Source organism: Micromonospora sp. NPDC126480, from assembly GCF_040302465.1.
Classification (GTDB): Bacteria; Actinomycetota; Actinomycetes; order Mycobacteriales; family Micromonosporaceae; genus Micromonospora.
This window is the reverse complement of sequence record NZ_JBEORU010000002.1, coordinates 190,950-216,854: the sequence shown is the minus strand read 5'-3', so window position 1 is coordinate 216,854 and position 25,905 is coordinate 190,950. Positions and strand designations below refer to the sequence as shown.

Genomic DNA, 25,905 nt, shown 5'->3' with positions numbered 1-25,905 from the left:
TCGAGAAGACGAATCACACCGGAGGTCGCCGGATGTGCCGCCGACCGCAGATCTGGGGTTGAGCAGCTATTCGTTAGTGGTGGGACGCAACCGCGCCTGCCACAACTCGGGAAAGAACCGATGTCCGGCGAGTTTCGCCAGCATGTTCGCCGGACTGCCGGGACTACCAGCCGGGGGATGACCGCCAACCCGCAGGGCCACCTGGTAGTGGCGGACCCGCCACACCGACACCCGTTCGTCCCACTCCACCATCGCCTCGGCGAGCCGGGGCAGCGGATCAGACAGATCCGCCGCGCGCAGGTCCGCCGCCCGGGGACCGCGAGTGACAAGCTGCTTGTTGAACGCACGGCCGAGCTGTCGGCTGGCACCATGGACGGCCCGCCATCCTGGCGACTCTGCGCCAGAACCGTTGCCCAGGGCAGGCTGCATCGCCTGGAAGTCGACTGGGGACAAAAATCGCAGCATCTCCAGCTCGTCGGTGATCAAGCGGACCGCGAGCGTCGCCCGAACCAGCAGCGCTTCCGCGGCCAGTAGCTGACCGGCGTCCACCCGAGCGGTCGCCTCCGCCAGCTCCGCCGCCGCCAGCTTCAGCCACAACTCCGTTGACTGGTGCACCACCTGGAAAAGCAGCTCGTCACGGTGCACGACCTCGTCCGACGATCGTTGCAGATCGAGCAACACATCTGTCCGCATGTAGCGGGCGTAGTCTGTAGCACCGGCACCAGGCAGGACGGGCGAATGGTCGTGCTTCACGGAATAAGCCCTCCGGGTTGGCGCTGACGCCGATAACAGCAAAACACTGGCGGCCATCATCCAACGACAGACAGCAATGCGCTACCCCCTGATCGCGATGGATCTGAAGTGATCTCAACATTCCTTGATTGGTGCGTCACGTGCGGAGGTGCCGGGTCCGACGACCTGCGCAGGCCAGATCACACTTCCAGCGCGGGGGCAGTGCCTACCGCCGGCCCTCGTCCCCCGGTGGGCGCGGGTAGCAGCCGGAGGGGTCGGCCGGCGACTGGCACACGCGTGATGTGAGGGCGTCGACCGCACCCGCGTGCAGAGGCCAGGCCGACACCCCGCACAGCACTGTCCGAGAGTAGTCGTGCGGATGCACTCAGCTACTTCTCAGGTGGCGTTGGTAGCTTCCCGGCGCAACGGCCTCCATTATGGAGGTCGCTGATCTCGTTGCGACACAAGGGTTTTAGTGAAAGTTCTACCGGATCCGGGTGTCGCGCGTCCGGTGAGCGTCGAGGGAGAGGTTTGTGGTGTTCAAGAAGATGCTGGGCGCGTTCGGGGTGGGCGGGCCCAGCGTCGATACCGTCCTGTCCAATCCGAACACCCGCCCGGGGCTGATGTTGGGCGGGCAGGTGAACCTGACCGGTGGCAGCCACGATGTGGGGATCGACCACATCACCGTCGGGCTGGTCACCCGGGTGGAGATCGACGGCGCGGAGCAGGAGTACGACGCTCTCGTCGAGTTCCAGCGCGTACAGGTCGCCGGTGGCCTGCACCTGCGCGAGGGCCAGCAGTTGTCCCTGCCGTTCCAGGTGGCCATGCCGTGGGAGACCCCCGTGACCGACCTGTACGGGCAACACCTGCACGGCATGACCATGGGCCTGCGCACCGAGGTGGCCATCCGTGGAGCCGTGGACAAGGGCGACCTCGACCCGGTTTACGTGCATCCGCTGCCGGTGCAGGAACGCATCCTGGAAGCGTTCGGCCGGCTCGGCTTCCAGTTCAAGGGCGCCGACCTGGAGCGCGGGCACATCTCCGGCCTGCACCAGAGCCTGCCGTTCTATCAGGAGATCGAGTACTACGCCGCCGCGCGGTACTCCCACAGCGTCAACGAGGTCGAGCTGACCTTCGTCGCGAACGAGCACGGCGTGGACGTCGTGCTGGAGTTCGACAAGCGCGGGGGCCTGTTCACCGGCGGCCACGACTCCTACGGCCGCTACCACGCCGCGCACGCCGACGCCGATCGCGTGGACTGGGCCGCGCAGGTCGACGGCTGGGTCCGCCAGGCCCTCGACGGCTACCAGAACGTGCACGCCGGCCACGGCTACGCCCCACCCGCCCAGGGCTACGGCACGCCGGGCTACCCGCCCCCGCCGCCCGGCTACGGGCAGCCCACCTACGGCGCCCCCGGCCACGGGCCTGCGGCGTACGGCCACGCCGGCGGGCACTACAAGGAGGAGCACCACGAGCGGCATGGTGGCCCCGGCATGGGTGCCGTCGCCGCGGGCGTGGTCGGCGGCGCCGCGCTCGGCTTCGCCGGCGGCATGGTCGCCGACGAGGTCTTCGACGCCTTCGGCGACGACGAGGGCGTCGACGAGGAGGCGTGAACGTCTGGATCCACCGTGGAATTCACCACCGCTTTTTGATCTAGTTCGGCAGGTTTGTCCGTAACCGGTTGGATCGCCCGATCGGACTTCGAAGGAGTGTGCATGCCCGTCACCGCCGACCTCACCAAGCTGGTCGACAAGGCCTACCAGGACAAGAACCTCACCGAGATCGTCGACGCCCCGGTGTCCGCCCTCGCCGGGGTCAGCGACGGCGACGCCAAGCTGCTCAAGGACGCCTTCAACATCACCACTGTCGGCGACCTGGGCCGTAACCCCTACTTCCGCACCGCCAACGCCCTGGTCGCCCTCACCGGCGGCAAGTAGCACCACCGCGGATGCCCGGTGGCCAGGAGTTCCCCCCCGGGCCATCGGGCATCAGCGATTCGGCCTCCGTCCCCTTGGGTGTCGGGTCCGCGACGGCTGGCGTGGCTGGTTTCGGCGGTTGCGGGGAAGGGCAATGATCGGAGCCGACGACAAACCCCCTCTGGAGGGATGGCTCTCGTGGAAGTTACCGGCTTCTTCACCGCGATCATCATCGGTCTGATCATCGGCGCGCTTGGCCGCCTGGTGGTGCCGGGCAAGCAGAACATCCCGATCTGGCTGACCCTGCTCATCGGCGTGGCCGCCGCATTCCTCGGCACCCTCGTCGCCGGCGCCCTCGGTGTCGATGACACCCGCGGCATCGACTGGATCGAGCTGGCCATCCAGGTCGTCTTCGCCGCGATCGGCGTCGCCGTCGCCGCCGGGGCCTACGGCCGCCGCCGCGTCCACTGACCGTCACACCGTGCCGCCGGCCCAACCCCTTCCGGAAGGGCCGGCGGCATGCTGCCGGCACCGACAGCACCCGCGGCGCCGCTGGCACACCGATGCACCCACACCTTTACCGCTGACGAGAGGACACACCTGATGGCGGCGGAGGGCAGCACCAAGGCCGTGGTGACAGCGCTGGTCGCGAACCTGGGTATCGCGGTGAGCAAGTTCGTCGCCGCAGGCGTCACCGGGTCCGCGTCAATGCTCGCCGAAGGCGTGCACTCCGTCGCGGACTCCACCAACCAGGCGCTGCTGCTGCTCGGCGGCAAGCGCGCCCGCCGCGCCCCCACCGCCCTGCATCCGTTCGGCTACGCCCGCGAGCGCTACATCTACTCGTTCATCGTCGCGATCATCCTGTTCACCCTCGGCGGCCTGTACGCCCTCTACGAGGGCTACCACAAGATCAGCGACCCGCACGAGCTGACCTCACCGCTGATCGCTGTCGCCGTCCTGCTGATCGCGATCGCCCTCGAGGGCTACGCCCTGCGGACCGCGGTGAAGGAGGCGAACAAGGTTCGCGGCAAGCGGAGCTGGGTCTCCTTCGTCCGCCGCGCCCGCGCCCCGGAACTGCCGGTGATCCTCCTTGAGGACGCCGGCGCCCTGCTCGGCCTGCTCTTCGCCCTGTCCGGCATCGGCCTGAGCGTGCTCACCGGCAACGCCCTATTCGACGGCATCGCCACCCTGTGCATCGGCGTCCTGCTGATGGTCATCGCCGTCATCCTCGCCGTCGAGACCAAGAGCCTGCTCATCGGCGAGGCCGCCCTGCCCGAAGAGGTCACCGCGATCCACACCGAACTGGTCGCCACCCCTGGCGTCGACGGCGTCATCCATCTGCGCACCCTGCACCTCGGCCCGGACGAGCTTCTCGTCGCGGCGAAGATCGCCATCGGGACGACGGACCGGGGAGCCGACGTCGCCGCCACCATCGACGACGCCGAGGCCCGGATCCGCCGAGTGCTGCCCACCGCCACGGCGATCTACCTCGAACCCGATGTCGACCGGCGGCCCACCCCCGCCGGTGCCGCCGCACCCGGCCTCGGCACCTGACCCGCCGACGGTGGTTCGGGTCCGGCGTCGGGGTACTGACGCGGTGTGGCGCCGCTGCGAGACGGTGACCGAGTGCCCACCCGAGATCGTGACGAACTGGCTCAGCGAGCTGCACCAGCACACCGGCTTCACCCGCGCCCCGACCGGCTCGACCTCAGAGGCGTCTGCGCGACCTGCGCCGGCACGCGAGGCGACGCCCCGGGTCGGGTAGAGGCAGGGCGGATCGCTGCCCCTGCAGGTCTCATCTTCCACTGCGACACCACCATTATGCGTCGCGGAAACCGTCACCCGGATGGAATGCGCTCGCCGCACCGACCGCTACGACGTCTCCTGCGGCTCGGCGGCGGGGTGCGGCGTCGCGACGGTGATCCGGACAGCGGTGGTCAAGATCAGACCGCCGCCGGGACGGCGGGCGGGTTCGAGCGCGCGAGCGGCATCGGTGGCCGCGGCCTCCAGCCGGTCGGCGGGAATGTGCCGTAGCAGGGCGCGTCCGCCGTGGGACCACATCCACTCCATCCAGTGGTCCACGTCGCGGAAGCGGCTGTCCACCCGGTGCTCGCTGATCGCGGTGACGGTGAGGTCGGCCGCCGCCATGGTCGCGGTGACCGCCACGTCGTCGGCGAACGGGTCGGCCGCCGGCGCCGGTCGGGGCCGGTCCGCCGGCAGATGCCCGGCGAGGGCGTCCAGGGCGGCGACGAACGCCGGGTCCTGGGCGGCGAAGGTGCTGACCGCCAGCCGGCCCGCCGGTTGGAGCAGCCGCGCGTACGCCCGAAGGGCCTGACCGGGGTCGGGCAGCAGGAAGACGACCAGCCCGGCCAGGACCGCGTCGAAGCTGCCTTCCGGGAAGTCCGGCTGCTGGGCATCGCCCACCCGCACCTCGACATGTCGACCGATGGCAGCTGATCGGCGGGCGCGCTCTCGTCTCGCAGGCTGCGCGTCAGTGGTAGACATCCGACGCGCGGTCCGGTACTTCTGCTGTGACGGGGGCGCGGTCTCGACGGCACCACACCCGCGGCTCCCAGCCCGCTCCCTCCTGGCATCCGTCAGGCCAACTCACCGAGGGAACCGCAGCCACAGCCAGTGATGACCGCCCGACACCCATCGCCGTTCGCTGCCGCGCCGATAGGCTGTCCGGGTGCGCCTGGCTGTCCTCGGACCACCCGGCTCCGGCCGTGAAACCGTCGCCGGCGCCATCGCCGCGCGTCTCGGCGTTCCCGCCATCAGTTTGGCGAATCACCCAGGCCGAGATTCGAGCGAACACCCCGCTGGCGCTTCAGGCCCGACAGCATATGAACGCCGGGGAACTCGTGCCCGACCGGGTGTTTCTGGCCATGATCCGCAGCCGCCTCACCCAGCCTGACGTTGCCAGTGGCTTTGTCCTCGACGGTTTCCCCAACCACGTCGTCACCGCGGTGGCACTCGATGCCCTGTTATCCGACCTCGGCACACCCCTCGACCGGGCAATCAACCTCGTCCTTCCCGACACGGAGGTCCTTCACCGCCTGGCCGGCCGCCGCACCTGCCGCGACTGCGGCAGAACCTGCCAGACCGAGTTCACCACTCCCCTACGCTCCGAGGTCTGCGAACGCTGCGGAGGGGAAATGTTCCAACGCGTCAACGACCACCCCGACCGGATCACCGCCGGCCTGCAGCCCTATCGACCCGCCGCCGCAGTCACACTTCAACCACTACCGCGCATTGGGCAAGCTCACCTCGACCAACGCCACTCTCACCGCGGCCGAGATCACCGCCGAAGCACTCGCATGATGGATCACCGCAACACCCCCGACGCTCTGGGCGCCTGCTTCGCCGGGGAAGCCGGATGGCGACATGTGGCGGTGCCCGCGCATCATGACCGGGTGGACGCCCGACGAGCGATCGCTCTGATCGATGACCTTCGGTCGTTCGTCGATGGCCGCCGCGCGGAGGTGGCCCGTACGAGCGCTGCTGGAGTCGAGCTTCTTACCCGCTACAGGGATGGTCGGCTGGACGAACTGTGGCTGGACCACGACCTGGGCGGCGACGACACGATCTGGCCGGTGGTAGAGGTCCTGGAGCAGGCCGCCTTCGACGACCGCCCCTTCAACATCGGTGTGGTCGTCGTCCATTCCGCCAACCCGGGCGGTGCCGCGAGAATCGCGCTTGTCCTGGGGCGCTGGGGTTATCGGGTCCGCGTCGCATCGGGTTGCTCAGACGTCGGCTACGACAAAGGTCCTCCGGCGAGCTGATCGATCCGGCTACGCCGTCGCGTAGCAGGCTGCGACCCACCGGCTGTCGCCCGGTAGATGTCGAGGTGATACCCACTGGGTAGGCTCCGAGATCGGCGCGGTGGTTGACGGTGGCGCTGAGAGACAGGGCCGCCGTCAGCAGGGATGAAGGGCGGGCCCCGGGCGGCTTGTTCTCGGGGTTGGCTCGACGGGACCGGAGCGGATGCAACTGTGAAAGGCAACCAGCGGACTGGCGATGCGAGCGCCGCCGCATCCACGCTGGACCTGAACCCGCTTCAGAGTCGGCAGAGCCTACGCGAGGACGTAGCGCACGCCCTGCGCGCGGCTATCGTGGCTGGCAGCTTGAGGCCGGATTCGACCTACTCCGTCCCGATGCTGGCCGGACGCTTCGGCGTCTCGCCCACGCCGGTTCGCGAAGCGATCCTCGACCTGGCCAAGGAGGGCTTGGTCTCGATCGTCAAGAACAAGGGATTCCGCGTCAAGGCCCTCAGCGAGCGGGATCTGGACGAGATCACTCAGATTCGGGAGCTTCTCGAGATTCCGGTGGTGGCCGACCAGACGGGCAGACTGTCGGAACCGCAGGTGCGGGAACTGCGGAGGTTGGCGGACAACATCGTTTCTGCTGCCGGACGTGGGGACCTGGTGGCGTACATCGAATCGGACAACGCCTTCCACCTGACACTGTTGCGTGCCGCTGGGAATCAACGGCTGGTCGAGACGGTTGCCGACCTGCGCAATCACACCCGTTTATACGGTCTCGACGCACTGGTGGAGAGTGGAGGTCTGGTCGACTCCGCGAACGAGCATCTCGAGTTGATCGAGCTCATCGCCGGGAGTGACCGTGAGGCCGTGGTCGGCCTGATGCGACACCACTTGCGGCACGTCCGGGGCATCTGGGCGGCCCGTCGTGAAGACTAGGATCAACGTGCTCTGTTAGCACGTCCGCCATGCTGGCTGCCGCCCCCGGCCGCCAGCATGGCACCTCGGGGCCACACCTACTGTGCTCGCCGGCAGCAGCCGGCCCGCCATCGCATGCGGTCACGCCCTCAGCACGTCTTCGACTGACCTCGAAGGCGCCGGGGCCGGGCCGATTCACCTCTTGACGGGGCGGGCACAGCCACTATGGTGCTATGTAACATATTACTGATGGAGGCCGCATGGAAATGGCGCCGTGGCGTGGGGTTCTCGTAGCGACCGCTCTACCGTTCCACGCCGACCAGGGCATCGATTTCGGCGCTTACGCTGCACATGTCGGGTGGCTCGCTGACAACGGCTGCCACGGCGTTGTCCCCAACGGTTCTCTCGGTGAATACCAGGCGCTCAGCAGCGAGGAACGGGCTTCGGTGGTGCGAACGGCAGTGCAAGCCGCCCCTGATGGGTTCGCCGTCGTACCAGGCGTCTCGGCCTACGGTGCCGACGAGGCACGGCGCTGGACCGAGCAGGCTGCGGAGGAAGGCTGCCCGGCCGTCATGTTGCTGCCACCGACGACGTACCGCGCTGACGAGGCAGCAGTGCTGGCCCACTACCGCGAGGTGGCGAAGGCAGGTCTACCGATCGTCGCCTACAACAATCCGATGGACACGAGGGTGGACCTGACACCCGACCTGCTGCGGCGTCTACACGACGAAGGTTTGATCGTCGCGGTCAAGGAGTTCAGCGGCGACGCCCGCCGGGCGTACCAGATCGCCGAGACGGCGCCTGGTCTCGACATCCTCGCCGGCGCGGACGACGTCGCGCTCGAATTCCTGATCGCGGGCGCGGTGGGATGGATTGGCGGTTACCAGAACGCCATTCCGGCAAGCTGCGTTCGCCTTTACGAGGCCGCGACGGCGGGTGATCTCAGGACGGCCGTCCTCCTCTACCGGGCACTGCATCCGCTGCTCCGTTGGGATTCGCGCACTGAGTTCGTTCAGGCGATCAAGCTTTCCATGGATGTAGCCGGTCGTTCTGGCGGCTTCACGCGCCAGCCGCGCCAGCCACTGGCCTCCACCGACGCCGCGGTCATCCGTACCACGACCGAACGGCTGCTCGCGGCAGGGCACCGCTGATGCGCAGTAGCCGCCTCATTCACGTCGTCGACTCCCACACGGAGGGAATGCCCACCCGGGTGGTGACCGGAGGCGCGCCGCTCCTGCCGGGCGACACCATGGCGCAACGTCGGGAGTACCTGACGAACCACCGCGATGACCTGCGCACGTTTCTGATGTACGAGCCGCGCGGGCACTCCGCCATGTCGGGTGCGATCCTCCAGCCGCCCACCCGCCCGGACGCCGATGTCGGTGTGGTCTTCATCGAGGTGTCGGGGTGTCTGCCGATGTGCGGACACGGTGCGATCGGTGTGGCTACCGTACTGGCGGAGACCGGGATGGTGCCGGTCACCGAGCCGGTGACCACGATCCGCCTCGATACGCCGGCCGGACTGGTGGTGGCGTCTGTCAAGGTCGAGCAGAGCCGCGCCACCGCTGTCACCATCCAGAACGTTCCTTCCTTCCTGGTGGAACAGGACGCCCTGGTCGACGTCCCCGGCTACGGCCACGTCCGTTACGACCTCGCGTTCGGCGGCAACTTTTATGCGATCGTCGACCTGCCGGAGTTGGGCCTGCGACTGGATCGCATGGACAAACAACGGCTGCTGGAGGTGGGGCTCAGCGTCATGAGAGGGGTGAACGACATCGCCCGGCCCGTGCACCCCGAGCAGCCACACATCTCCGGATGCCACCATGTCTACCTGGCGGCGGAGGGGGCGACCGCCCGGTTGTCACGCCACGCCATGGCCATCCATCCCGGCTGGTTCGACCGATCCCCTTGCGGGACCGGCACGTCGGCGAGGATGGCGCAGTTGCACGCCCGCGGGTTGCTCCCCCTCGGACAGGAATTCGTCAACGAGTCCATCATCGGCAGCCGGTTTTCCGGTCGGCTGATCGATACGACCACCGTCGCCGGTCGGCCCGCAGTGGTGCCGACAGTTACCGGGCGGGCGTGGCTTACCGGTACCGCCCAGTTCTTCCTCGACCCCGAGGACCCTTTCCCGGCGGGATTCATGTTGTGAGTCTCATTCAGAGCCGTTCTCCTCAGAAGCCGGACGATGTCGTCGCGGAGCGTGCCCCGGTCACTCCTGATGGTGTGCGTAAGCTCGCCGATTCGGTCCGTGTCGCGCAGGGCGCCTGGCGCCGTCGGGATCCGTCCGGCCGCGCTGCCGCCCTGAGCGGGGCGGCGGACCGGCTGCGGGCTCGGGCCGGTGAAGCGGCTGCTTTGATCGTCCGTGAGGTGGGCAAGCCGGTCGTGGAGGCGAACGCCGAGGTCAGCCGGGCCGCTGCGATCCTCGACTACTACGCACAGTCCTGCTTCGCGGCGATCGGCGACCTGCTGGCGCCGACGCTGCCGGCGAATCAGCCGGGACTGCTGTTCACCGAGCGTCGGCCGCGGGGCGTGGCTGGTCTGATCACGCCGTGGAACTTTCCACTGGCCATTCCTCTGTGGAAGGCTGCACCGGCCCTCGCCACTGGTAACGGAGTGCTGCTCAAGCCGTCGCCCGAGGCGCTGGCTTGCGGCGAGTTGGTGGCGGGCCTGTTCGACGGGCTGCTGCCCGACGATCTGCTCCATGTGGTGCCGGGAGGTGCGGACACCGGACAGGCCGTCGTCGAAGCGGCTGACGTCGTGTCCTTCACCGGCTCCGCGACGGTCGGCAGGGGTGTCGCCGTCGCCGCCGTTCGCGCCGGGCTGCCGGTTCAGGCGGAGATGGGCGGACAGAACGCCGCGGTCGTGCTGCCGGACGCCGACCCTGCCACCACTGCCACGATGCTGGCAGGTGCCGCCATGGGATATGCGGGCCAGAAGTGCACCGCAACTCGGCGGATCATCGTGGTGGGCGACGCCACCGCGCTCACCGAAGGCCTGGTGGCCGCGGTGGCGGGGCTACGCGTCGGCGACCCGGCCGATGCCGGCGTCGCAGTCGGTCCCGTCATCACCGACGCCGCGCGCCGTCGAGTTCTGGACGGCGTCGCGGCAGTCCGCGCGGCAGGAGGCCGAGTTCTCACTCGTCCCGCGTCCCGGGCTGACGGCCTTTATGTGGCGCCGGTACTGCTCGATTCGGTCGACCCCGGCCATCCGGTCGCGTGCGAGGAGACGTTCGGCCCGCTGGCCAGTATCTTCACCGTGTCGGACCCGGCCGCCGCGGCCGCTCTGGTCAACCACGTTCGGTACGGGCTGGTGACGTCCGTCCACGGTCGCGACATCGGCCGGTTATTCGAGGTGGTCCGGGCCATCGACACCGGTCTCATCCGGGTCAACACGCCCACTACCGGAGTCGATTTCCATGCGCCGTTCGGCGGTGAGAAGGCGTCCAGCCAGGGCCCTCGAGAACAGGGCACAGCCGCGTTGGACTTCTACACCTCGTTGCGCACCATCACCCTCTGCACTCCCCCACCCGAGCCCGCCGAGGAGGCCGCATGAAATGGGTCGACCTGTACACCGGTAGTCATGATCTGCCGGTCAGCCCCGCGTTGGAGGAGTTAATGCTCTCCGGGTGGGCGGACAGCGAGCAGTACGTCACACAGGTCGACGAGGTCGCCGGCTGGGCGGCGGCACGCCGGAGACAGTTGCACGGCCGCTTTTCCGGGGAACGGCTCGTCGTCCCGGCCGGAAGCTTCAAGAGGCGTTCCAACGACCAGCACTATCGGTTCCGCCCGCATTCTGCCTATGTCTGGCTGACCGGCGACCAGTCCTCAGACGGGGTCCTGGTCATCGAGCCGGACGGTGAGGAGATGCTCTTTCTTCGCCCCCGATCCGACCGGAGCACGCCCGAGTTCTTCCGTGACCGGATGTACGGGGAACTGTGGGCCGGACGCCGCCCCACCTTGGGAGAGAGCCGTCGGCGGCTGGCTGTGACGACCCGTCATCTGGCCGAGCTGGAGTCGGCCCTGTCCGGTCGGGGCGTCCCGACCCGCGTGCTGCGTGGAGTCGACGTGCACGTGGATGGGCTGACGGCCGACGCCGCGGGATCCGGCGATCTGGAATTCGCTGCGGTACTGGATGAGATGCGGCTGGTCAAGGACGACTGGGAGGTCGGCCAGCTGGAAGAGGCGGTAGCCATCACCACCCGCGGTTTCGAGGACATGGTGCGTGCCCTGCCGATGGCGAAGCGTACGTCCGAGCGTTACCTGGAGGGGGTGTTCTGGCAGCGAGCCCGCTTGGAGGGCAACGACGTCGGATACCACTCGATCGTGGCCGCCGGTGCGCACGCCGCCACCTTGCACTGGATCGACAACGACGGCGCGGTCCGCGACGGGGACCTGCTGCTGCTCGACGCCGGCGCCGAGACGAGATCGCTCTACACGGCAGACATCACTCGTGTTCTACCGGTGTCCGGCCGGTTCAGTCCGCTGCAACGCGATCTCTACGAGTTGTGCCTGAAGGCGAACGACGCAGCTCTGGACTGCCTCAAGCCGGGCGCCGACTGGCGTGCGTTCCATCAGGCGGCGATGACCGTGCTGGCGTACGGCCTAGCCGACCTGGGCGTGCTGCCCGTGTCGCCGGAACGCGCCTTGACCGAGGAGTCCGGGCTCTACCGGCGGTGGACGCTGTGTGGATCAGGCCACATGCTCGGTCTGGACGTCCACGACTGCGCGGCTGCCCGCGCCGGCAGCTACCTGCACGGACGGCTGGCTGCCGGCCAGATGCTCACTGTCGAGCCCGGCCTCTACTTCCAGCCCGACGACGAGTTGGTTCCGGCTGAGCTGCGCGGAATCGGGATTCGGATCGAGGAGGACGTTCTCGTCACCGACAACGGCTGTCGAGTCCTCTCCTCCGGGCTACCTCGACGTCCCGACGAGATCGAGGCGTGGATGCACCGGGTGTCGTCGTGATCGACGCCGGCGCGGACGTGGTGGTGATAGGCGCCGGGATGACCGGTGCCGCCTGCGCCTACTACGCCGCACGGGCTGGCCTGACGGTGACAGTGGTGGACCGGGCCGGCGTCGCATCCGGCACCACCGGGGCCGGCGAAGGCAACATCCTCCTGTCCGACAAATCACCCGGACCGGAACTCAGCCTGGCGCTTCATTCCGTCGCGCTGTGGCGCGAACTGGGAGAGACCGTAGGCGATGCGCAGATCGAACTGGAACGAAAGGGCGGACTGGTGGTGGCGGCCTCGGCGACAGAGCACGACACGCTGTCGGCGTTCGCGGACCGCCAGCGTGCTGCGGGCGTCGAGGCGCACGCCGTCGCCTCGCATGAGTTGCCCGGCTACGAGCCGCACCTGTCCCCCCATCTCGTCGGTGCGGTGCACTATCCCCAGGACATGCAGGTCCAGTCCATGCTCGCCGCCGCACACCTGCTCCGTGCGGCCCGGGCAACGGTACTGACCGGCATCTGCGTCGTCGGCCTGCTCTGGGACGGCACCGGGGGGATTCGAGCTGTGCGGACTGATCATGGCCTGCTGTCGACGACCAGGGTGGTGAACGCCGCCGGCGTATGGGCTGGCAGAGTCGCCGCGTTGGCGGGCGTCGAGCTGCCGATCCTGCCTCGACGTGGCTTCGTCCTGGTCACCCAGCCGCTGCCTGAGCTCGTGCGGCACAAGGTCTACGCCGCCGGTTACGTTGCGAACGTCGAGCGCAGCACCGCTGGGCTGGAGATCTCTCCGGTGGTGGAGGGGACTCGCGCCGGCACGATCCTGATCGGGTCCAGCCGGGAGCATGTCGGCTTCGACCCGGCCATGTCTCTGCCGGCACTGCGAGGGCTCGCAGCGGCTGCGATACGCCTGTTCCCGATCCTGGGCGGCGTCTCCGCGATTCGCGCCTACCGGGGTTTCCGGCCGTACAGTCCGGACCATCTGCCGATCATCGGCGCGGACAAGGACGTGCCGGGGCTCTTTCATGCCACCGGCCACGAGGGCGCCGGTATCGGCCTCGCCCCGGCGACCGGGCACGCCATCGCCGCACTGCTGACCGACCGACGCCCGCACGTGGATCTACGACCGTTCGCACCGGAGCGTCACCATGTTCACCTTTGACGGCCGCTCGATCCCTCACGACGGGCGGCAGAGCGTAGCCGCGGCCCTTCTCGCCGCCGGGATCCGATCCTGGCGGGGCACACGGGTCGAGGGGCGACGCCGGGGGGTCTTCTGCGGCATCGGCGTGTGCTTCGACTGTCTCGTCACGGTCAACGGTGTGCCGTCGCAGCGGGCCTGTCTTGTGGTCGCCCGCAGCGGTGACGTGATCGAACCTCAGGACGAGCTGCGGGAGGGGACATGAGCACGTACGACCTGGTGGTGATCGGTGCAGGACCGGCCGGGCTGGGCGCGGCGGTCACGGCGGCCGATGCCGGCTGCCGGGTGGCCGTCCTGGATGCCGGGCCGCGTCCCGGCGGACAGTACTGGCGGCACCGATCCGGTGCGGACGCCCCCAGCCACACGGACTGGGCGGTGTTCGCCGGTCTGCGCGCACGGTTCGATCAGCTCGATCATCATCCGGACGCGGCAGTGTGGTTCGTCGAGTCTCGCCCGGACGACGTCGGTCCGCAGTTCGCCGTCCACACGCACTCCACGGTCGTGTACGGCCGGCGACTCGTCATCGCCACCGGAGCTCATGACCGGGTTGTCCCTTTCCCAGGTTGGGATCTGCCGGGGGTGGTCACCGCCGGTGGAGCTCAGGCCCTGCTGAAGGGTCAAGGGGTGGTGTTCGCGCGACGCGTCGTCGTCGGGGGTACCGGACCGTTTCTGTTGCCGGTCGCGACCGGCTTGGCCGACGCCGGCGCCACGGTGGTCGGCGTCTACGAGGCGAATAACCCTGTCCAGTACGCACGGCATGTCGGTGCGGTTCTTGGCGCAGCGAGCAAGTTGACCGAGGCAGGCCGGTACGGCTGGCGGATGCTGCGTCGCCGGGTGCCGTATCGGCGGCGTATGGCTGTGGTGGCCGCGCACGGCGACGATCAGCTCGTGGGGGTGACAGTGGCGGCGATCAGCCCGCTGGGCTCGGTGGTGCCCGGCAGCGAGAGACACGTCGGCTGCGACGGTCTCGCCGTCGGCTTCGGTTTCACCCCGCAGGTGGAGGTGGCTGTCGCCCTGGGATGCGAGACATTCATGAACCGCGATGGAAGTCTCGTGGTGAGGATCGGGCCGGATCAAGCGACCTCGGTACCGGGCGTGTACGCAGCGGGCGAGGTGACCGGCGTCGGCGGGGCGAAGCTGGCGCTCGTGGAAGGGCACCTCGCCGGGGACGCGGTCGCCCGGTCTCTCGGTCGTGCGAGGCCGCTGCGCGCGGGTGAGCGCAGTAGGTTGCTGCGGATCCGGCGTCGACTGCGTCGTTTCGCCGCCGTTATGCATGCGGTTCATCCCGTGCCGGCCTTCTGGCCCGACCTGTGTGACGACCAGACTCTCGTCTGTCGGTGCGAGGAGGTGTCGGCAGGCGCTGTTCGGCAGGCGGTGCGTGAACTGTCCGCGGGCGATGCCAGGGGCACGAAGCTGTTGACCCGCGCCGGCATGGGCTGGTGCCAGGGGCGAATATGTGGTTACGCCACTGCATGCCTCACCGCCCGAGAAGCGGCCCGGCCGGTGAGTTCGGTGGATCTTCAGGGACATGCGTCTCGTACGCTGATGCAGCCGATCACGCTTGCCGACCTCGCCGGCGACGACTGATCTGGCGCACGACGAATCACGGCCGGCGCGGAGGTGCCCTCAGCATTCGATGACGTTGACGGCGAGCCCGCCGCGCGCGGTCTCCTTGTACTTGACCTTCATGTCCGCGCCGGTCTCCCGCATGGTCTTGATGACCTTGTCCAGCGACACGGCGTGCACCCCGTCGCCCCGCAACGCCAGCCGAGCCGCGGTGATCGCCTTGATGCTCGCCACCGCGTTGCGCTCGATGCACGGGATCTGCACCAGGCCACCCACCGGATCGCAGGTCAGCCCCAGGTTGTGCTCCATGCCGATCTCGGCCGCTTTCTCCACCTGCTCCGGCGTACCGCCGAGCGCCTCGGCGAGCCCGGCCGCCGCCATCGAGCACGCCGAACCCACCTCGCCCTGGCAGCCCACCTCGGCACCGGAGATCGACGCGTTCTCCTTGAACAGCACGCCGATCGCGCCGGCCGCGAGCAGGAACCGGACCACGCCCTCCTCGGACGCGCCCGGCACGAACCGGGTGTTCTCCTCGTTGACCGCCAGCGCGAACAGCGTCACCCAGTCCATCGCGCGCAGCGGATCCTGGCTGCCGGTCTCCGCCTCCAGGCTGCGCCGCATCTCGGCCGCGCGCCGCCGGACCTTCAACCCACCCGGGAGTACGCCGTCACGGGTGCAGCCGTTCTCCACGCACTCGCGCATCACCCGCCAGATCTCCAGCAAACCCGCCCGGACGTCCGTCTCGCTGCGCCAGGACAGCTCGTTGGCGAGCATCACCTCGCTGATCGACAGACCGGTCCCGGAGGTGACCTTGAGCAGTTCCGCGCCGGTCAGGAACGGGTGCCGCACCCGGGTGGTGTCCGCCTTGATCCGGTCCGCACCGGCGGCCGCCTCGTCCACCACGAACCCGCCGCCGACCGAGTAGTACGTGCGCGCCCGCACCTCGTTCCCGGCCGCGTCGTACGCCGAGAACGTCATCCCGTTCGGGTGGTACGGCAGCGAGCGCCGGCGGTGCAGCACCAGATCGGCGTCCGGGTCGAAGTCGATCCCCTGGCTGCCGAACAGGTCGAGCCGCCGCTGGGTGCGGATCCGCTCCACACGCGGCCCGACCGAGTCGGTGTCGACTGTCTCCGGGACCTCGCCCTCCAGCCCCAGCAGCACCGCCCGGTCACTGCCGTGCCCGTGCCCGGTCGCGCCGAGCGAGCCGAACAGCTCCGCCCGTACCCGCGCCACGTCGGCGAGCTGCCCGTCGGCCTTCAGGCCCGCCACGAACGTACGGGCGGCCCGCATCGGCCCGACGGTGTGCGAGCTGGACGGCCCGATACCGACGCTGAAAAGATCGAAAACACTGATCACGGCGCAATGCTCCTGTCATCGCCACGGACGATGGTCTTCGGTTCCGCGCGACCGCCCATGGCTGCCTGGCCGCGCCGACCTGTGGTGGCGCACCCTGCTGGGCTGTCTGGCCACACCCACGCTGCAGGCGGTCGCGTTCTCGGCAGGCATCAGCCTGCTGATCGACCCGGAAGCCAACCTGCCGATCCTGCTCGGCCTACCCGGCTCGGACACCCTCAACTTGCTGCTGGTCATCGTCGTGCTGTGGGTCACCGTCAGGATCCCCGGCATGATGCGCCGGTACGTCACCCGCGCGGGCTCGCCGAACATGGGCGGGGTTTTGCTGCGCGCGGTGTTCATCCAGGGCATCACCCGCACCCTGCCGTTCGGCCGGCTCGCACGTGTGCGGGGTGCGCGATGAACACCGAGGACACCAGCCCGCGCGCCGTCGTACCGGCCAACATCAGCGAGGCCGACCGGATCGCGTTCGGCCTGACCTTCCGGCAGCTCGGCATCATCGGCGGTACCGGCCTGGCCGGCTTCGGCGTCTACCGCGCCGTCGGGCACCTACTCCCGCCGATCGCGTGGATCGTCGCCGGGGTCATCGTGTTCGCCGTCGCGATCGTGATCGCGCTCGGCCGCCGCGACGGCCTACCCCTCGATGTGTGGCTGCGGCACGGTCTGGCCCTGTCCCGCAGCCCACGCACGTTCGCGCCGGGCACGCCTCGGGCCAGCGCGGTCGCGGCCGTGGCCGGCACGCCGAGCGTCCCGGCGCCGCTGCGCTCACCGGTCACGGCGGTCAGCCCGACCGGAGTCCTCACCTCGGAGGGCAAGAACCGGGTGCTGATCGCCTGCGGCACCACGAACATCCACCTGCGCACCGGTAGCGAGCAGGGCGCGCTGCTCGACGGGTTCGGGCGGTTCCTCAACTCCTTGACGGGGTCGGCGCAGATCGTCGTGGCCGCGCAACGGCACGACCTGACCGTTCACGCGCAGGCCATCGTCGACCACGCGCCGCGCCTGCCGCATCCGGCGTTGCAGGCCGCCGCCGATGACTACGCCGAGTTCCTGCTCGACCTCGACAGCGAGCGCGACCCGTTGCGGCGTCAGGTGCTCGCGGTCGTCACCGGCGAGCAGGCCGCTGACAGCGCCGTGCGTGCCCTGTCCGGCCTCGGCGTCGAAGCCACCGCGCTGGACGGGCTGGCGCTCGCCGCCGCCCTCGCGAGCGCGGTCGATCCCTTCTCCCCACCGGTGCCCGGCCCCCGCGCGGTGCCCGGCGCCCCGATCACCCTACGGAGCACACCGTGAACCTGTTGAAGACCCGCAAGAAGAACGTTGTGGCCGGGGAGGGGATGCCCTCCCCGGCCGCGCTGTCGGTCACGCCGTGGCACGTGCAGGTCGGCGACGGGTACGCCGCCACCTACGCCGTGTGCGGCTACCCCGCCGAGGTCGGCCCAGCGTGGCTGGACCCGCTGCTGTCCTACCCCGGCCGCGTCGATGTCGCCGTTCACCTCGACCCGGTGCCGCCGCCCCTGGCGGCGCCGATGCTCAAGCGCCAACGCGCCCGCCTCGAATCCTCCCGCCGGCTCGACGCCGACCAGGGCCGCCTCGGGGACCCGATGGTCGAGGCCGCCCGCTCGGTCAGCAGCGGCGCCATCGACGGCTGCGCGGACAGCGCGGCCCACCACGCGGTCCATGGGCCGACGCCACCGCTGCACGGCTTCGCGGTAACAGGCGCCTCGGGCATGGCGTCGGCGACCAGGAGCAGTCCGGTCGGGACGAGCAGGTGCCGGGCCTCGGTGTACCAGTCGCGGACGGTGTTCGCGATCACCACCGAACGCGCCGCCGCCGGCGCGGCCGTCCGCCCACGCGTCACGACCAGCGAGGGACAACGGCCGAGGGAGACTCCGGGGCAGGGGTCCGGCGGTGCGCCGGGCTTGGGAGCCGCAGGCGCAGGCCAACGGTCTCGTCGGTGATCACCTCAGCCACGACCCCGTACACGTCCCGCAGGAGCCGGTCGGTGAGGATCTTCCCCGGCGGCCCGGCGGCAGCCACCCGGCCGGCGTGCAGAACCACGAGGCGGTCACAGTAGGCGGCGGCGAGTTCGATGTCGTGCAGAGCGGCCACGACGGTCGTCCCGAGACCGCACACCAGGTCGAGGACGGCCAGTTGGTGTGCCAGGTCCAGGTGGTTGGTGGGTTCGTCGAGCAGCAGCAGGCGGGGCTGCTGGGCCAGGGCCCGGGCGAGGTGGACGCGCTGGCGTTCACCGCCGGAGAGCGTGGCGACCCGGCGTCCGGCCAGATCTTCCAGGGAGCAGCGCCGTACCACGTCCGCCACGATCCGGCGGTCGTTGGCGGTGGTCCCACCGAGCGCGGATTGGTGGGGTACGCGGCCGAGTGCGACCAGATCGGCGACGGTGTGCTCGAGGTCCGGCGGGGTGTCCTGAGTGAGGACGGCCACCTGGCGGGCGACCTGCCGGGCCGGCTGGTGCCACAGGTCCGTCCCGTCGAGCAGGACCGAGCCGCCGGTGGGGCGGTTCCGCCGGTAGACGCAGCGCAGGAGGCTGGACTTGCCGCTGCCGTTGGGGCCGAGCAGGCCGACGATCTCTCCGGGTTCGACGACGAGGTCGACGTCGCGCACGATGGTCGCGCCGCGGGGTCCCCAGCGGACGGCGCGTAGTTCGAGGTGGGCCGGTGTCACGGGTGGGCCTTACGCAGCAGGTACAGGAAGAAGGGGGCGCCGAGCAGCGCGGTGATGACGCTGATGGGTACCTCGTCGGGGTCGTTGACAGTGCGGGCGGCGAGGTCGACCCAGACCAGGAAGACCGCACCGGCCAGCGCGACCACCGGCAGGAGGCGCCGGTGATCGGGGCCGACGAGCAGCCGCATGGTGTGCGGGACGATGAGGGCGACGAATCCGATTCCGCCGGTGACCGACACCAGGCTGGCGGTCACCAGGGCGCAGCCGACGACGAGCCGGCGGCGTACCTGGTCGCCGTCCACGCCGAGGCTGGCGGCGGTGTCGTCGCCGAGGGTCAGCGCGTTGAGCCGAGTGATGTTGGTGACGAACCAGGCGCCCGCCGCGCCCGTCACGATCGTAGCCACCGGTAGGTGCGCCCACTCGGTGCCGGCCAGCCCGCCGAGGGTCCAGTGCAGCGCGGAGCGGACGTCGCGGTCGGGTGTGGTCAGGACGAGGTACTGGGTGACGGCTTCGCACAGCGCCGCGACGGCGACGCCGGCGAGGATCAGCCGGACGGTGCTGGTGCGGCCGAGGGCCAGCACGGCGGCGAAGGCGGCGACCGCGCCGGCGAACGCGCCGGTCGGCACGGAGACGGCCGCGACCGGGGCCAGGCCGAGCAGCATCACGCTCACCGCGCCCAGCGAGGCGCCGGAGGTGACCCCGATGATGTACGGGTCGGCCAGCGGGTTGCGCAGCACCGCCTGGAGCACGGCGCCGACCAGGGCGAGCCCGGCGCCGGTGACCGCGCCCAGCAGCACCCGCGGTAGGCGGATACCCCAGACGATGGCCCGGTCCGGACCGATGATGCCGGTGCCGTCGCCGACGCCGAGTTCGTGACCGATGACGCGCCACACCACGTCCACGGGGATGGCGACGGGGCCGAGGCTGACGGCGGCGGCGATCGAGGCGACGAGCACCACGGCCAGAGTGCCCAACCAGATGGTGAGTGGGAGTCGCAGGGCCCCCGCCCTGGTCGAGGCGACCGGGGCGGGGGTGGCGGCGCGAGTGGTCACTCAGCCGAGTCCGGCGACAATGGTCTGCAGGGCGCGGCCGGAGCGCAGCCCCGGCTGGTTGTCGTTGACCGGCACGACGATGAACCGCTTCTCTTTCACGGCGGTGACGCCCTGGATCGGCGGGTAGCTGGTCAGGAAGGCGATCGCCGCGTCGGCGGGCTCGAAGGCCTGGTCCTCGATGAGGATCGCGTCCGGGTTGCGCTTGACCAGTTCCTCCCAGTTGACCTGGCCGAAGCCGGTGACCTCGGGGAAGGCGTTGGCGGCCCCGGCCCGGCGCAGCAGGTCGTCCACGAGTGCCTGGGAGCCGGGGGTGGTGGGCTTGTCCTTGCCGCCGGAGTAGACGAACACCTTGGGGTTGCCGGACACCGGCTTGACCGAGTCGATCTCGCCGCGCAGCTTTGTGACCAGCGCCTCGGCCTGATCGGTCGCCCCGAGCAGGTCGCCAAGATTCTTCAGGTCCGCGTAGGTGTCGTCGACCGTCGCCTTGCGCCCCTGGCACGCGCCGGACAGCAGGTACGAGTTGACGCCCTCCTCGGCGAGCTTGGCCCGGTCACCGAGGGCCTTGGGTCCGTAGTCGTCGGGGTAGGCGCTGACGACGAGTTCGGGCCGGGCGGCGAGCACCGTCTCCTTCGACGGTGGCGGGAACGCCTTCTTGGCGATGATGGTGACACCCTGCATGTCGTCGGCGTACTCGGGCAGTAGCTCGCCCGGGGCGACGGTGCCGACCAGGCGGTCGCGCTGGCCCAGCGCCAGGATGATCTCGGTCGCCGGGGTGCTGGAGGTGACGATGCGCTGGGGTGCCTGCCGGTAGCTGTACTGCTGGCCGCAGTTCGTCACCGTCTTCGGCCCGGCCGCCTCGTCGGCGGCGGCGGTGGTTGGTTCGGCGGCGCCACCGCAGGCGCTCAGGGCCAGGACCAGGGTCAGCGCGCCGGCGAGGGTGAATCTTCTCATCTATCTGTCCTTCTCTCTCATCGGGCAGGTACAGCGGGACCGCCGGACGTCCGGGCGGGTGTCGGTGCGGTGTTCCCGGTCAAACATGCGGCACCGGGAGCAGGCAGGGCCGGTCCGGTAGCGGCTCCGCACCCGGCCCGAGGAACGGGAACGCGGCCGGCGCGGTGGACCGCAGTCCCGGCACGACGACGCGGACGACGTGGTAGCCGGCAGCTGCGGCGTCGGCGGTGGTGAGGTCGGCGGTGAGCGGGGTGAGGCCCTGGGCGGCGAGGGATGCGTCCAAATCGGGACCGGTCGTGGTCCAGCCGTGCCGCTGCGGTGTGGGATCACCGGTGTCGAGCCGGGCGGTGACGGCTTCGGCGACGCGCGGGTCGGCGAGCAGCTGCGCGTGGCAGACGATGTCAGTGACGTCGGACAGGTCGACGGCGTACGAGTCGGCGTACCGGCGGTCGCGGCGGTAAGCGTGCAAGGGTCGCCAGTCCACGACGCCGTCGGCGACCAGTTGGACGGTGCGCAGGCTCTGGCACGCCTCGGCCGCTGCCTTGGCGGCGGCGGTCCGGGCGTCGAGAGCCAGGGCGCAGCCGACGCCGAGCAGCCCGTCGTCGTCCTCGGCGACGGCCAGCACCACGGGTGCGGCCAGCAGGTTCGGCACGGCGCGCAGCACCCCGGGGAAGCCCGGGACGGTCTCATCGAGCAGCGGGAAGCGGGTGCCGGCGTGCCAGCAGGTGGCCAGGGCGTGCCGTTCGACGACCTCGGCGAGGGCGGCGGCGCGCGCGTGTGTCCGGGTGGGTCCGGCCGCGACGCCGGCCGCCACCGGTAGGTGGGGTGCCGGCCCGGTCGGCGGTGGGGACAGCGAGCACAGCGACGCCGGCACCCACACCCGGCCGCCGTCCGGTGTGGTGGCTGGGGTCCAGCGGATCCGGTCGCCGCGATCGATCCCGGTGAACGGGGCCGCCTGATCGGGTCGGTAGAGAGCGACCAGCCGCGGATCGACGGCCGGCGACCCCTCGTCGGTCAATCCGTGCCAGGTGTCCACCCTCGTCCCCCCGGGTTGCCGGTGGCCGCAGTAGCGCTCCATCGCCTCGCCCAGGGCGGCGGCGGTGGCGGCGTCGGGGGTGGTCCAGGACGCGCCGGAGACGGTGGGGCGTCCGCCCGTCGGGCCCACCCAGGCCAGGTCGGCGTGCGTGACATGCAGGTCGGTGGGGAGGCGTTCGTGGTGCAGCGCGGTGACGAGGCCGGTACGTCGATCGGTGATCATGTGTGGGGTAGGGGGACGCGGTTGACCTCCGCCTCGCGCAGCGGTGCCGCGCGGAGGCCGAGCTGGACGGGATCGGTGTAGAGGCGGCTACCGCCGAGGAAGGGGTAGGCCGCCGGTGAGTTGCCGTAGGCCCCCGCTGCCACCACCCGGATGACGGCGAGACCCGCGCTCGCCGCGTCGGGGGTCGTGACGTCCACGGCCACCGCGTCGATGCCCTGTTCGGCGAGCCGGTGCAGGTAGGCGGCGCGGATGTCGCCGTGCAGGTGGGGCAGGTCGTCGAGGTGTACCTGGTCCTCGCCGCCGGTGATCGGGTGCAGGTGCTCGCGCATGGCCGGGTCGAGCCATAGTTGGCCGTGGCAGCCGAGATCCACGACGTCGGTCCAGTCGGGACGGTAGGACTGCGTGTAACGGCGGTCGGCGCGCCAGGGGCGGAAGACCGTTCCGTCGATGAGCCCGGAGCGGGCGGCCTGCCAGATCTCGCCGTCGGCGTCGAGCAGGCCGGCCGCGTACCGGCGCAGGGTGACTGCCTCGGCGAGGGCCTTGGCGACCGCGGCCGACGGCTCGGGCCGGGCGGCCACCCCGACAGCGGTGATCCGCAGTTCCGGGTCGTCGATCAGCACGCCGACGACGGCAACGTCGAAGACGGTGGGGATGGCGACGACCCGGTACCGGATAGTGGTGGTGGTGCCGGCGGCACGGGCCCAGCCCGGTCCGCGCTCCGGGTCGGGGATCAGCAGGCGGGAGAGGGCCGGGTGCGAGACGTCGACTGGTCGGGCGGGCAGGCCGTTGGCCCACCAGATCACGGTGGCATCCCGTTCGATGACCTCCTCCAGGGCGGCGGTCTCCGCGGCGGCGCGGGTCGGTCCCGCCGCGAGCCCGGCCAGCATCGAGAAGTTGGTACGAGGTTCCCCGTCCCGGGGTGGCAGGAGCCAGTTGACGTAGACCAGGGACGCCGGGACGGCCGTCGGGGTACCGTCGGCCAGGGCATAGCCGGCCGTCCACAGCACCTCCACGTCCCGCGTGAAGGGTTCGAACGGGAAGTCGGGTTGCGCGTGCTGGGCCGGCGAGTGCAGCGCCAGGGACTCCGGGTCGACTGCCCGGTGCCCGGCGGCGCGCAGCTGCCGGTGGCTGGCCCGGCGCAGGTCGGCCGGCACGAAGTTGCCGCAGTACCGCTCGACAGCCTCGCCGACGGCGGCCCGGTGGGCCTGCTCGGGGTCGGCGAAGGCGGTGCCGGTGGCGACCCGGTCAGCGGGCCAGGGCAGATGGCGCATCATGTCGGCGACGTCGGCGACCGCGACGTCCAGTCCCTGCGGCCACCAGTGCTCGGCGGGCAGCCGCACGGTTCCCCGCACGACGCCGGTCCGGGTGTCGATCAGCGCGTCCACGTCTCACCTGTCCTCGGGGATGGGGGCACGCAGGACGACCGTGTCGAGGCGGAGCGTCGCCGGCGCGGGTGGTCTCGGGTGGCGCGGGTAGCGGCTGGTGGTCAGCTCCAGCCGCAGCCGGTGGTCGGCGGGGAGATCGACGGCGAGCGGCCCGAGGGTGATCTCCGTCGTCCAGCTCCCGGCGGGAACGGCAGTGCGGCCGTCGGTCAGGACGGTGCGGATGCCGGCCGGGGTCTGGTGCACGAGGGTCGCGACGAGCTGCGACGGCAGGTCCGAGCGTCCGGTGACCTGGCAGGAGGCGTGACCGTGGTAGCGCACCGGCCCGGCTCTCTCGCCCAGCGCGACGCCCGGTACGTCGGCGAGCTGGGTGAGGTCCGCCGAGTGCGGCAGCGACGGGTACGGCCGGGCCGGGTCGGCGGTCAGCACGGCGGGCTGGCCGGTGAGCACCGTCCCGGCGTGTCCGGGTGCGGGCACCGGGGAGCCGTCGCGCCAGACGCCGCTGCCCAGCCACAGCGTCCGGGACGTCCCCCAGGTGCCGGTGAGCCACTGCAGTGTGAGAGCCGTCGGGTCCGGTTCGACCGGTACGTCGATCGCGCACTCGGCGGACAGCTCGTGCGTCAGCGGTGAGACCCAGCCGCCGACGACGCAGGTGGCGTCGCCGGCGAGGGCCGCGTGGTGGAGGGTGGCCGCCACCGATCGGCAGTACCAGCTCCCGATGTGCAGCGACGGCACCCGGCACGCGGCCACCGCCGCTTCGACGCGCTGCACCGCCGTCGCGGTGTCCGCCCGACGTGGCGGCCAGGGCCGCATGTCGACCGGCCACCGGTCTGGCAGTTCGTCGTCGTCGAGTGGCAGGTCGGTGGCGGCTGTCGCCAACGCGGTCAGGCCCGGATGCCCGACCCGGCCGCTGCCGTGTTCGGTACGCCACCACAGCTCGCCGTCGACCGGGGGGATCGGGTCGGCGGGCGGCCACGGCTGCCGGCTGACCACCCCGGTGACCGCTGGATGGCCGCTGGCGCACCAGGCGGCGTACGCCTCGTATCCGGTGCCGACGAGCACGACCCGCCCGTCCGACCAGGGCTGGCCGGTGATCCAGTCGAGGGTGGCGTGCCCATCGACGGTCTCGTCGGTGCCGGCGACGAAGTCGCCCGGTGACCGGAACCGCCCGCGCAGGTCCTGCAGGACGACGGCGTAGCCGGCCGCCGCGTACGCTGCCGCCTCCGGCCACAGGCCCGGCGTCCCGTACGGCGTGCGGACCAGCACCGACGTGGCCGGCTCGTCCGGCAGCCACCCGTCGGCGGCCAGACCGGCGACCTCGACACCGACCCGGATGCTCACGGTGCCTGCACCATCAGGTCCGCCGGCACCGGAAGGACGGGGTGCCGCCGGACGATCCCCGTGCCCGGGTCCACGCCGTACTGGGTGCGCTCGCCCGGCACCGGCCGGCCCGCCAGGTACGCGCGTACGTCGGCCGCGACGAGGCCGGCGACCACAGCCGCTCCCGACGGGTCGGGGGGCCCGGCCGGCCGGCCGCCGGAGTCGAGCCACGCCCAGTAGGACAACAGCTGGTCGGGGAACGGACTGGCGGCCAGCCGCCGCAGCCGCAGATCGGCGTAGCTCGGGCCGACGTGCGGCACCGACAACGGTCCGGCGTACCAGCGGCCACCCTCGGCGTACCCGCGATGCCAGGGGATCCCGGCCGTGATGCAGTCGGCGTCCAGGCGCTGCCACCGGCTGTCCGGCAGCCAGTCGGCGCAGGCGACGACCATCGCCGCACCGTCGATGTCCTCGGTTCGCTTGGCGTCGAGGAGGCGCCCCAGGTGCTCGACCAGGACACCGTCACCGAGCAGGACCACCGGACCGATGGGGCCTTCCGGCTTCTCCGTGAGGAACCCCTCACCAGCCAGGGCGTCGAGCAGTCCCGCGGTGTCGGCGTCCCGCGCGACCGCCGTGTGCGGGGTGACGTCCCCGTCGAGCAGGGCCACGACCAGCTCCCGGCGGTCGGGCTCCACGTCGACGGTGAGGAAGTCCTCGGTCGGCGTGACGAGCAGGAAGCCGTCCGCCGTGGGGACGACGGCGGCGCCGGGCGCCAGGCGCAGCGGCCGGTCGGCCAGGGACCAGTCCATAGCTCCTCACCAGGGATCTAGGCTTACGGGAGGGGTGCGTGGGCGTCACATCCGCCC

Annotated in this window: 26 protein-coding genes and 1 pseudogene; 16 read left to right on the top strand and 11 right to left on the bottom strand. The window is 70.7% G+C overall.

The annotated features are described in order from the left end of the window. Positions 1–66: 66 nt before the first annotated feature. Entirely contained in the window at positions 67–753 is a 687-nt protein-coding gene (locus ABTW87_RS02625; protein WP_350647823.1) for a tryptophan 2,3-dioxygenase family protein, read from the bottom strand. A gap of 512 nt (positions 754–1,265) precedes the next feature. Here ABTW87_RS02625 and ABTW87_RS02620 point away from each other — a divergent pair. From ABTW87_RS02620 to ABTW87_RS02605, 4 genes are all read left to right on the top strand, one after another. Beyond that, positions 1,266–2,345 carry a sporulation protein gene (locus ABTW87_RS02620; protein ID WP_350647821.1) on the top strand — a complete coding sequence of 360 codons (1,080 nt, stop codon included), beginning with the start codon at positions 1,266–1,268 and terminating at the stop codon, positions 2,343–2,345. A 102-nt stretch (positions 2,346–2,447) separates the two neighbouring features. Further along, positions 2,448–2,669, top strand: coding sequence for a hypothetical protein (locus ABTW87_RS02615; RefSeq protein WP_350647819.1), 222 nt, complete (start codon positions 2,448–2,450; stop codon positions 2,667–2,669). Positions 2,670–2,846: 177 nt separating this feature from the next. Then, a complete protein-coding gene (locus ABTW87_RS02610; protein WP_350647817.1) occupies positions 2,847–3,119 on the top strand; it encodes a GlsB/YeaQ/YmgE family stress response membrane protein in 273 nt (90 codons plus the stop codon). Between the two features lie 132 nt (positions 3,120–3,251). Next, entirely contained in the window at positions 3,252–4,202 is a 951-nt protein-coding gene (locus ABTW87_RS02605) for a cation diffusion facilitator family transporter (protein ID WP_350647816.1), read from the top strand. A 318-nt stretch (positions 4,203–4,520) separates the two neighbouring features. Here ABTW87_RS02605 and ABTW87_RS02600 read toward each other — a convergent pair whose 3' ends face one another. Beyond that, complete coding sequence (locus ABTW87_RS02600) at positions 4,521–5,249, bottom strand: class I SAM-dependent methyltransferase (RefSeq protein ID WP_350648046.1); 729 nt, start codon at positions 5,247–5,249, stop codon at positions 4,521–4,523. On the opposite strand from ABTW87_RS02600, the pseudogene ABTW87_RS02595 reads away from it, so the two are divergent. The 10 genes and pseudogenes from ABTW87_RS02595 to ABTW87_RS02550 all read left to right on the top strand — a co-directional run. Next, a pseudogene (locus tag ABTW87_RS02595) lies at positions 5,180–5,854 on the top strand (adenylate kinase family protein); the annotation flags it as partial. The gene ABTW87_RS02600 and the pseudogene ABTW87_RS02595 sit on opposite strands and share 70 nt — an antisense overlap. A gap of 207 nt (positions 5,855–6,061) precedes the next feature. Then, complete coding sequence (locus tag ABTW87_RS02590; protein ID WP_350648044.1) at positions 6,062–6,430, top strand: cyclic-phosphate processing receiver domain-containing protein; 369 nt, start codon at positions 6,062–6,064, stop codon at positions 6,428–6,430. A 210-nt stretch (positions 6,431–6,640) separates the two neighbouring features. Next, positions 6,641–7,348, top strand: a complete 708-nt coding sequence (locus tag ABTW87_RS02585; RefSeq protein ID WP_350647814.1) for a GntR family transcriptional regulator — start codon at positions 6,641–6,643, stop codon at positions 7,346–7,348. A 239-nt stretch (positions 7,349–7,587) separates the two neighbouring features. After that, positions 7,588–8,478 carry a dihydrodipicolinate synthase family protein gene (locus tag ABTW87_RS02580; protein ID WP_350647812.1) on the top strand — a complete coding sequence of 297 codons (891 nt, stop codon included), beginning with the start codon at positions 7,588–7,590 and terminating at the stop codon, positions 8,476–8,478. Next, positions 8,478–9,479: a proline racemase family protein gene (locus tag ABTW87_RS02575; RefSeq protein ID WP_350647810.1), complete on the top strand. Its 1,002-nt coding sequence runs from the start codon at positions 8,478–8,480 to the stop codon at positions 9,477–9,479. Before ABTW87_RS02580 ends, ABTW87_RS02575 begins: the two co-directional genes overlap by 1 nt. Continuing rightward, a complete protein-coding gene (locus tag ABTW87_RS02570) occupies positions 9,476–10,882 on the top strand; it encodes an aldehyde dehydrogenase family protein (RefSeq protein WP_350647809.1) in 1,407 nt (468 codons plus the stop codon). The genes ABTW87_RS02575 and ABTW87_RS02570 overlap by 4 nt, the downstream gene beginning before the upstream one ends. After that, positions 10,879–12,294, top strand: coding sequence for an aminopeptidase P family protein (locus ABTW87_RS02565; protein ID WP_350647807.1), 1,416 nt, complete (start codon positions 10,879–10,881; stop codon positions 12,292–12,294). Before ABTW87_RS02570 ends, ABTW87_RS02565 begins: the two co-directional genes overlap by 4 nt. Next, complete coding sequence (locus ABTW87_RS02560; protein ID WP_350647806.1) at positions 12,270–13,439, top strand: NAD(P)/FAD-dependent oxidoreductase; 1,170 nt, start codon at positions 12,270–12,272, stop codon at positions 13,437–13,439. Before ABTW87_RS02565 ends, ABTW87_RS02560 begins: the two co-directional genes overlap by 25 nt. Further along, positions 13,426–13,680, top strand: coding sequence for a (2Fe-2S)-binding protein (locus ABTW87_RS02555; protein WP_350647804.1), 255 nt, complete (start codon positions 13,426–13,428; stop codon positions 13,678–13,680). Before ABTW87_RS02560 ends, ABTW87_RS02555 begins: the two co-directional genes overlap by 14 nt. After that, on the top strand, positions 13,677–15,062 hold the full coding sequence (locus tag ABTW87_RS02550) for an FAD-dependent oxidoreductase (protein ID WP_350647802.1): 1,386 nt from the start codon (positions 13,677–13,679) through the stop codon (positions 15,060–15,062). The genes ABTW87_RS02555 and ABTW87_RS02550 overlap by 4 nt, the downstream gene beginning before the upstream one ends. Positions 15,063–15,101: 39 nt before the next feature. Here the strand turns inward: ABTW87_RS02550 and ABTW87_RS02545 are convergent, their stop codons facing one another. Further along, positions 15,102–16,397 carry an L-serine ammonia-lyase, iron-sulfur-dependent, subunit alpha gene (locus ABTW87_RS02545; RefSeq protein ID WP_350647801.1) on the bottom strand — a complete coding sequence of 432 codons (1,296 nt, stop codon included), beginning with the start codon at positions 16,395–16,397 and terminating at the stop codon, positions 15,102–15,104. On the opposite strand from ABTW87_RS02545, the gene ABTW87_RS02540 reads away from it, so the two are divergent. Both ABTW87_RS02540 and ABTW87_RS02535 read left to right on the top strand, forming a co-directional pair. Continuing rightward, on the top strand, positions 16,342–16,797 hold the full coding sequence (locus tag ABTW87_RS02540; RefSeq protein WP_350647799.1) for a hypothetical protein: 456 nt from the start codon (positions 16,342–16,344) through the stop codon (positions 16,795–16,797). The genes ABTW87_RS02545 and ABTW87_RS02540 overlap by 56 nt on opposite strands. After that, positions 16,794–17,684: a PrgI family protein gene (locus tag ABTW87_RS02535; RefSeq protein WP_350647798.1), complete on the top strand. Its 891-nt coding sequence runs from the start codon at positions 16,794–16,796 to the stop codon at positions 17,682–17,684. The genes ABTW87_RS02540 and ABTW87_RS02535 overlap by 4 nt, the downstream gene beginning before the upstream one ends. Positions 17,685–17,883: 199 nt before the next feature. Here the strand turns inward: ABTW87_RS02535 and ABTW87_RS30170 are convergent, their stop codons facing one another. From ABTW87_RS30170 to ABTW87_RS02495, 8 genes are all read right to left on the bottom strand, one after another. Further along, complete coding sequence (locus ABTW87_RS30170; protein ID WP_502891516.1) at positions 17,884–18,252, bottom strand: hypothetical protein; 369 nt, start codon at positions 18,250–18,252, stop codon at positions 17,884–17,886. Next, on the bottom strand, positions 18,249–19,076 hold the full coding sequence (locus ABTW87_RS02525; RefSeq protein WP_350647796.1) for an ABC transporter ATP-binding protein: 828 nt from the start codon (positions 19,074–19,076) through the stop codon (positions 18,249–18,251). The genes ABTW87_RS30170 and ABTW87_RS02525 overlap by 4 nt, the downstream gene beginning before the upstream one ends. Further along, positions 19,073–20,128, bottom strand: a complete 1,056-nt coding sequence (locus ABTW87_RS02520; protein ID WP_350647795.1) for a FecCD family ABC transporter permease — start codon at positions 20,126–20,128, stop codon at positions 19,073–19,075. Before ABTW87_RS02520 ends, ABTW87_RS02525 begins: the two co-directional genes overlap by 4 nt. After that, positions 20,129–21,079, bottom strand: a complete 951-nt coding sequence (locus ABTW87_RS02515; RefSeq protein ID WP_350647793.1) for an ABC transporter substrate-binding protein — start codon at positions 21,077–21,079, stop codon at positions 20,129–20,131. A gap of 79 nt (positions 21,080–21,158) precedes the next feature. Beyond that, positions 21,159–22,337: a YcaO-like family protein gene (locus ABTW87_RS02510; protein ID WP_350647791.1), complete on the bottom strand. Its 1,179-nt coding sequence runs from the start codon at positions 22,335–22,337 to the stop codon at positions 21,159–21,161. Beyond that, a complete protein-coding gene (locus tag ABTW87_RS02505; RefSeq protein ID WP_350647789.1) occupies positions 22,334–23,722 on the bottom strand; it encodes a YcaO-like family protein in 1,389 nt (462 codons plus the stop codon). The genes ABTW87_RS02510 and ABTW87_RS02505 overlap by 4 nt, the downstream gene beginning before the upstream one ends. A 3-nt stretch (positions 23,723–23,725) precedes the next feature. Beyond that, a complete protein-coding gene (locus ABTW87_RS02500; protein WP_350647788.1) occupies positions 23,726–25,060 on the bottom strand; it encodes a CocE/NonD family hydrolase in 1,335 nt (444 codons plus the stop codon). Next, a complete protein-coding gene (locus tag ABTW87_RS02495; RefSeq protein WP_350647786.1) occupies positions 25,057–25,848 on the bottom strand; it encodes a hypothetical protein in 792 nt (263 codons plus the stop codon). The genes ABTW87_RS02500 and ABTW87_RS02495 overlap by 4 nt, the downstream gene beginning before the upstream one ends. Between the last annotated feature and the right edge of the window lie 57 nt (positions 25,849–25,905).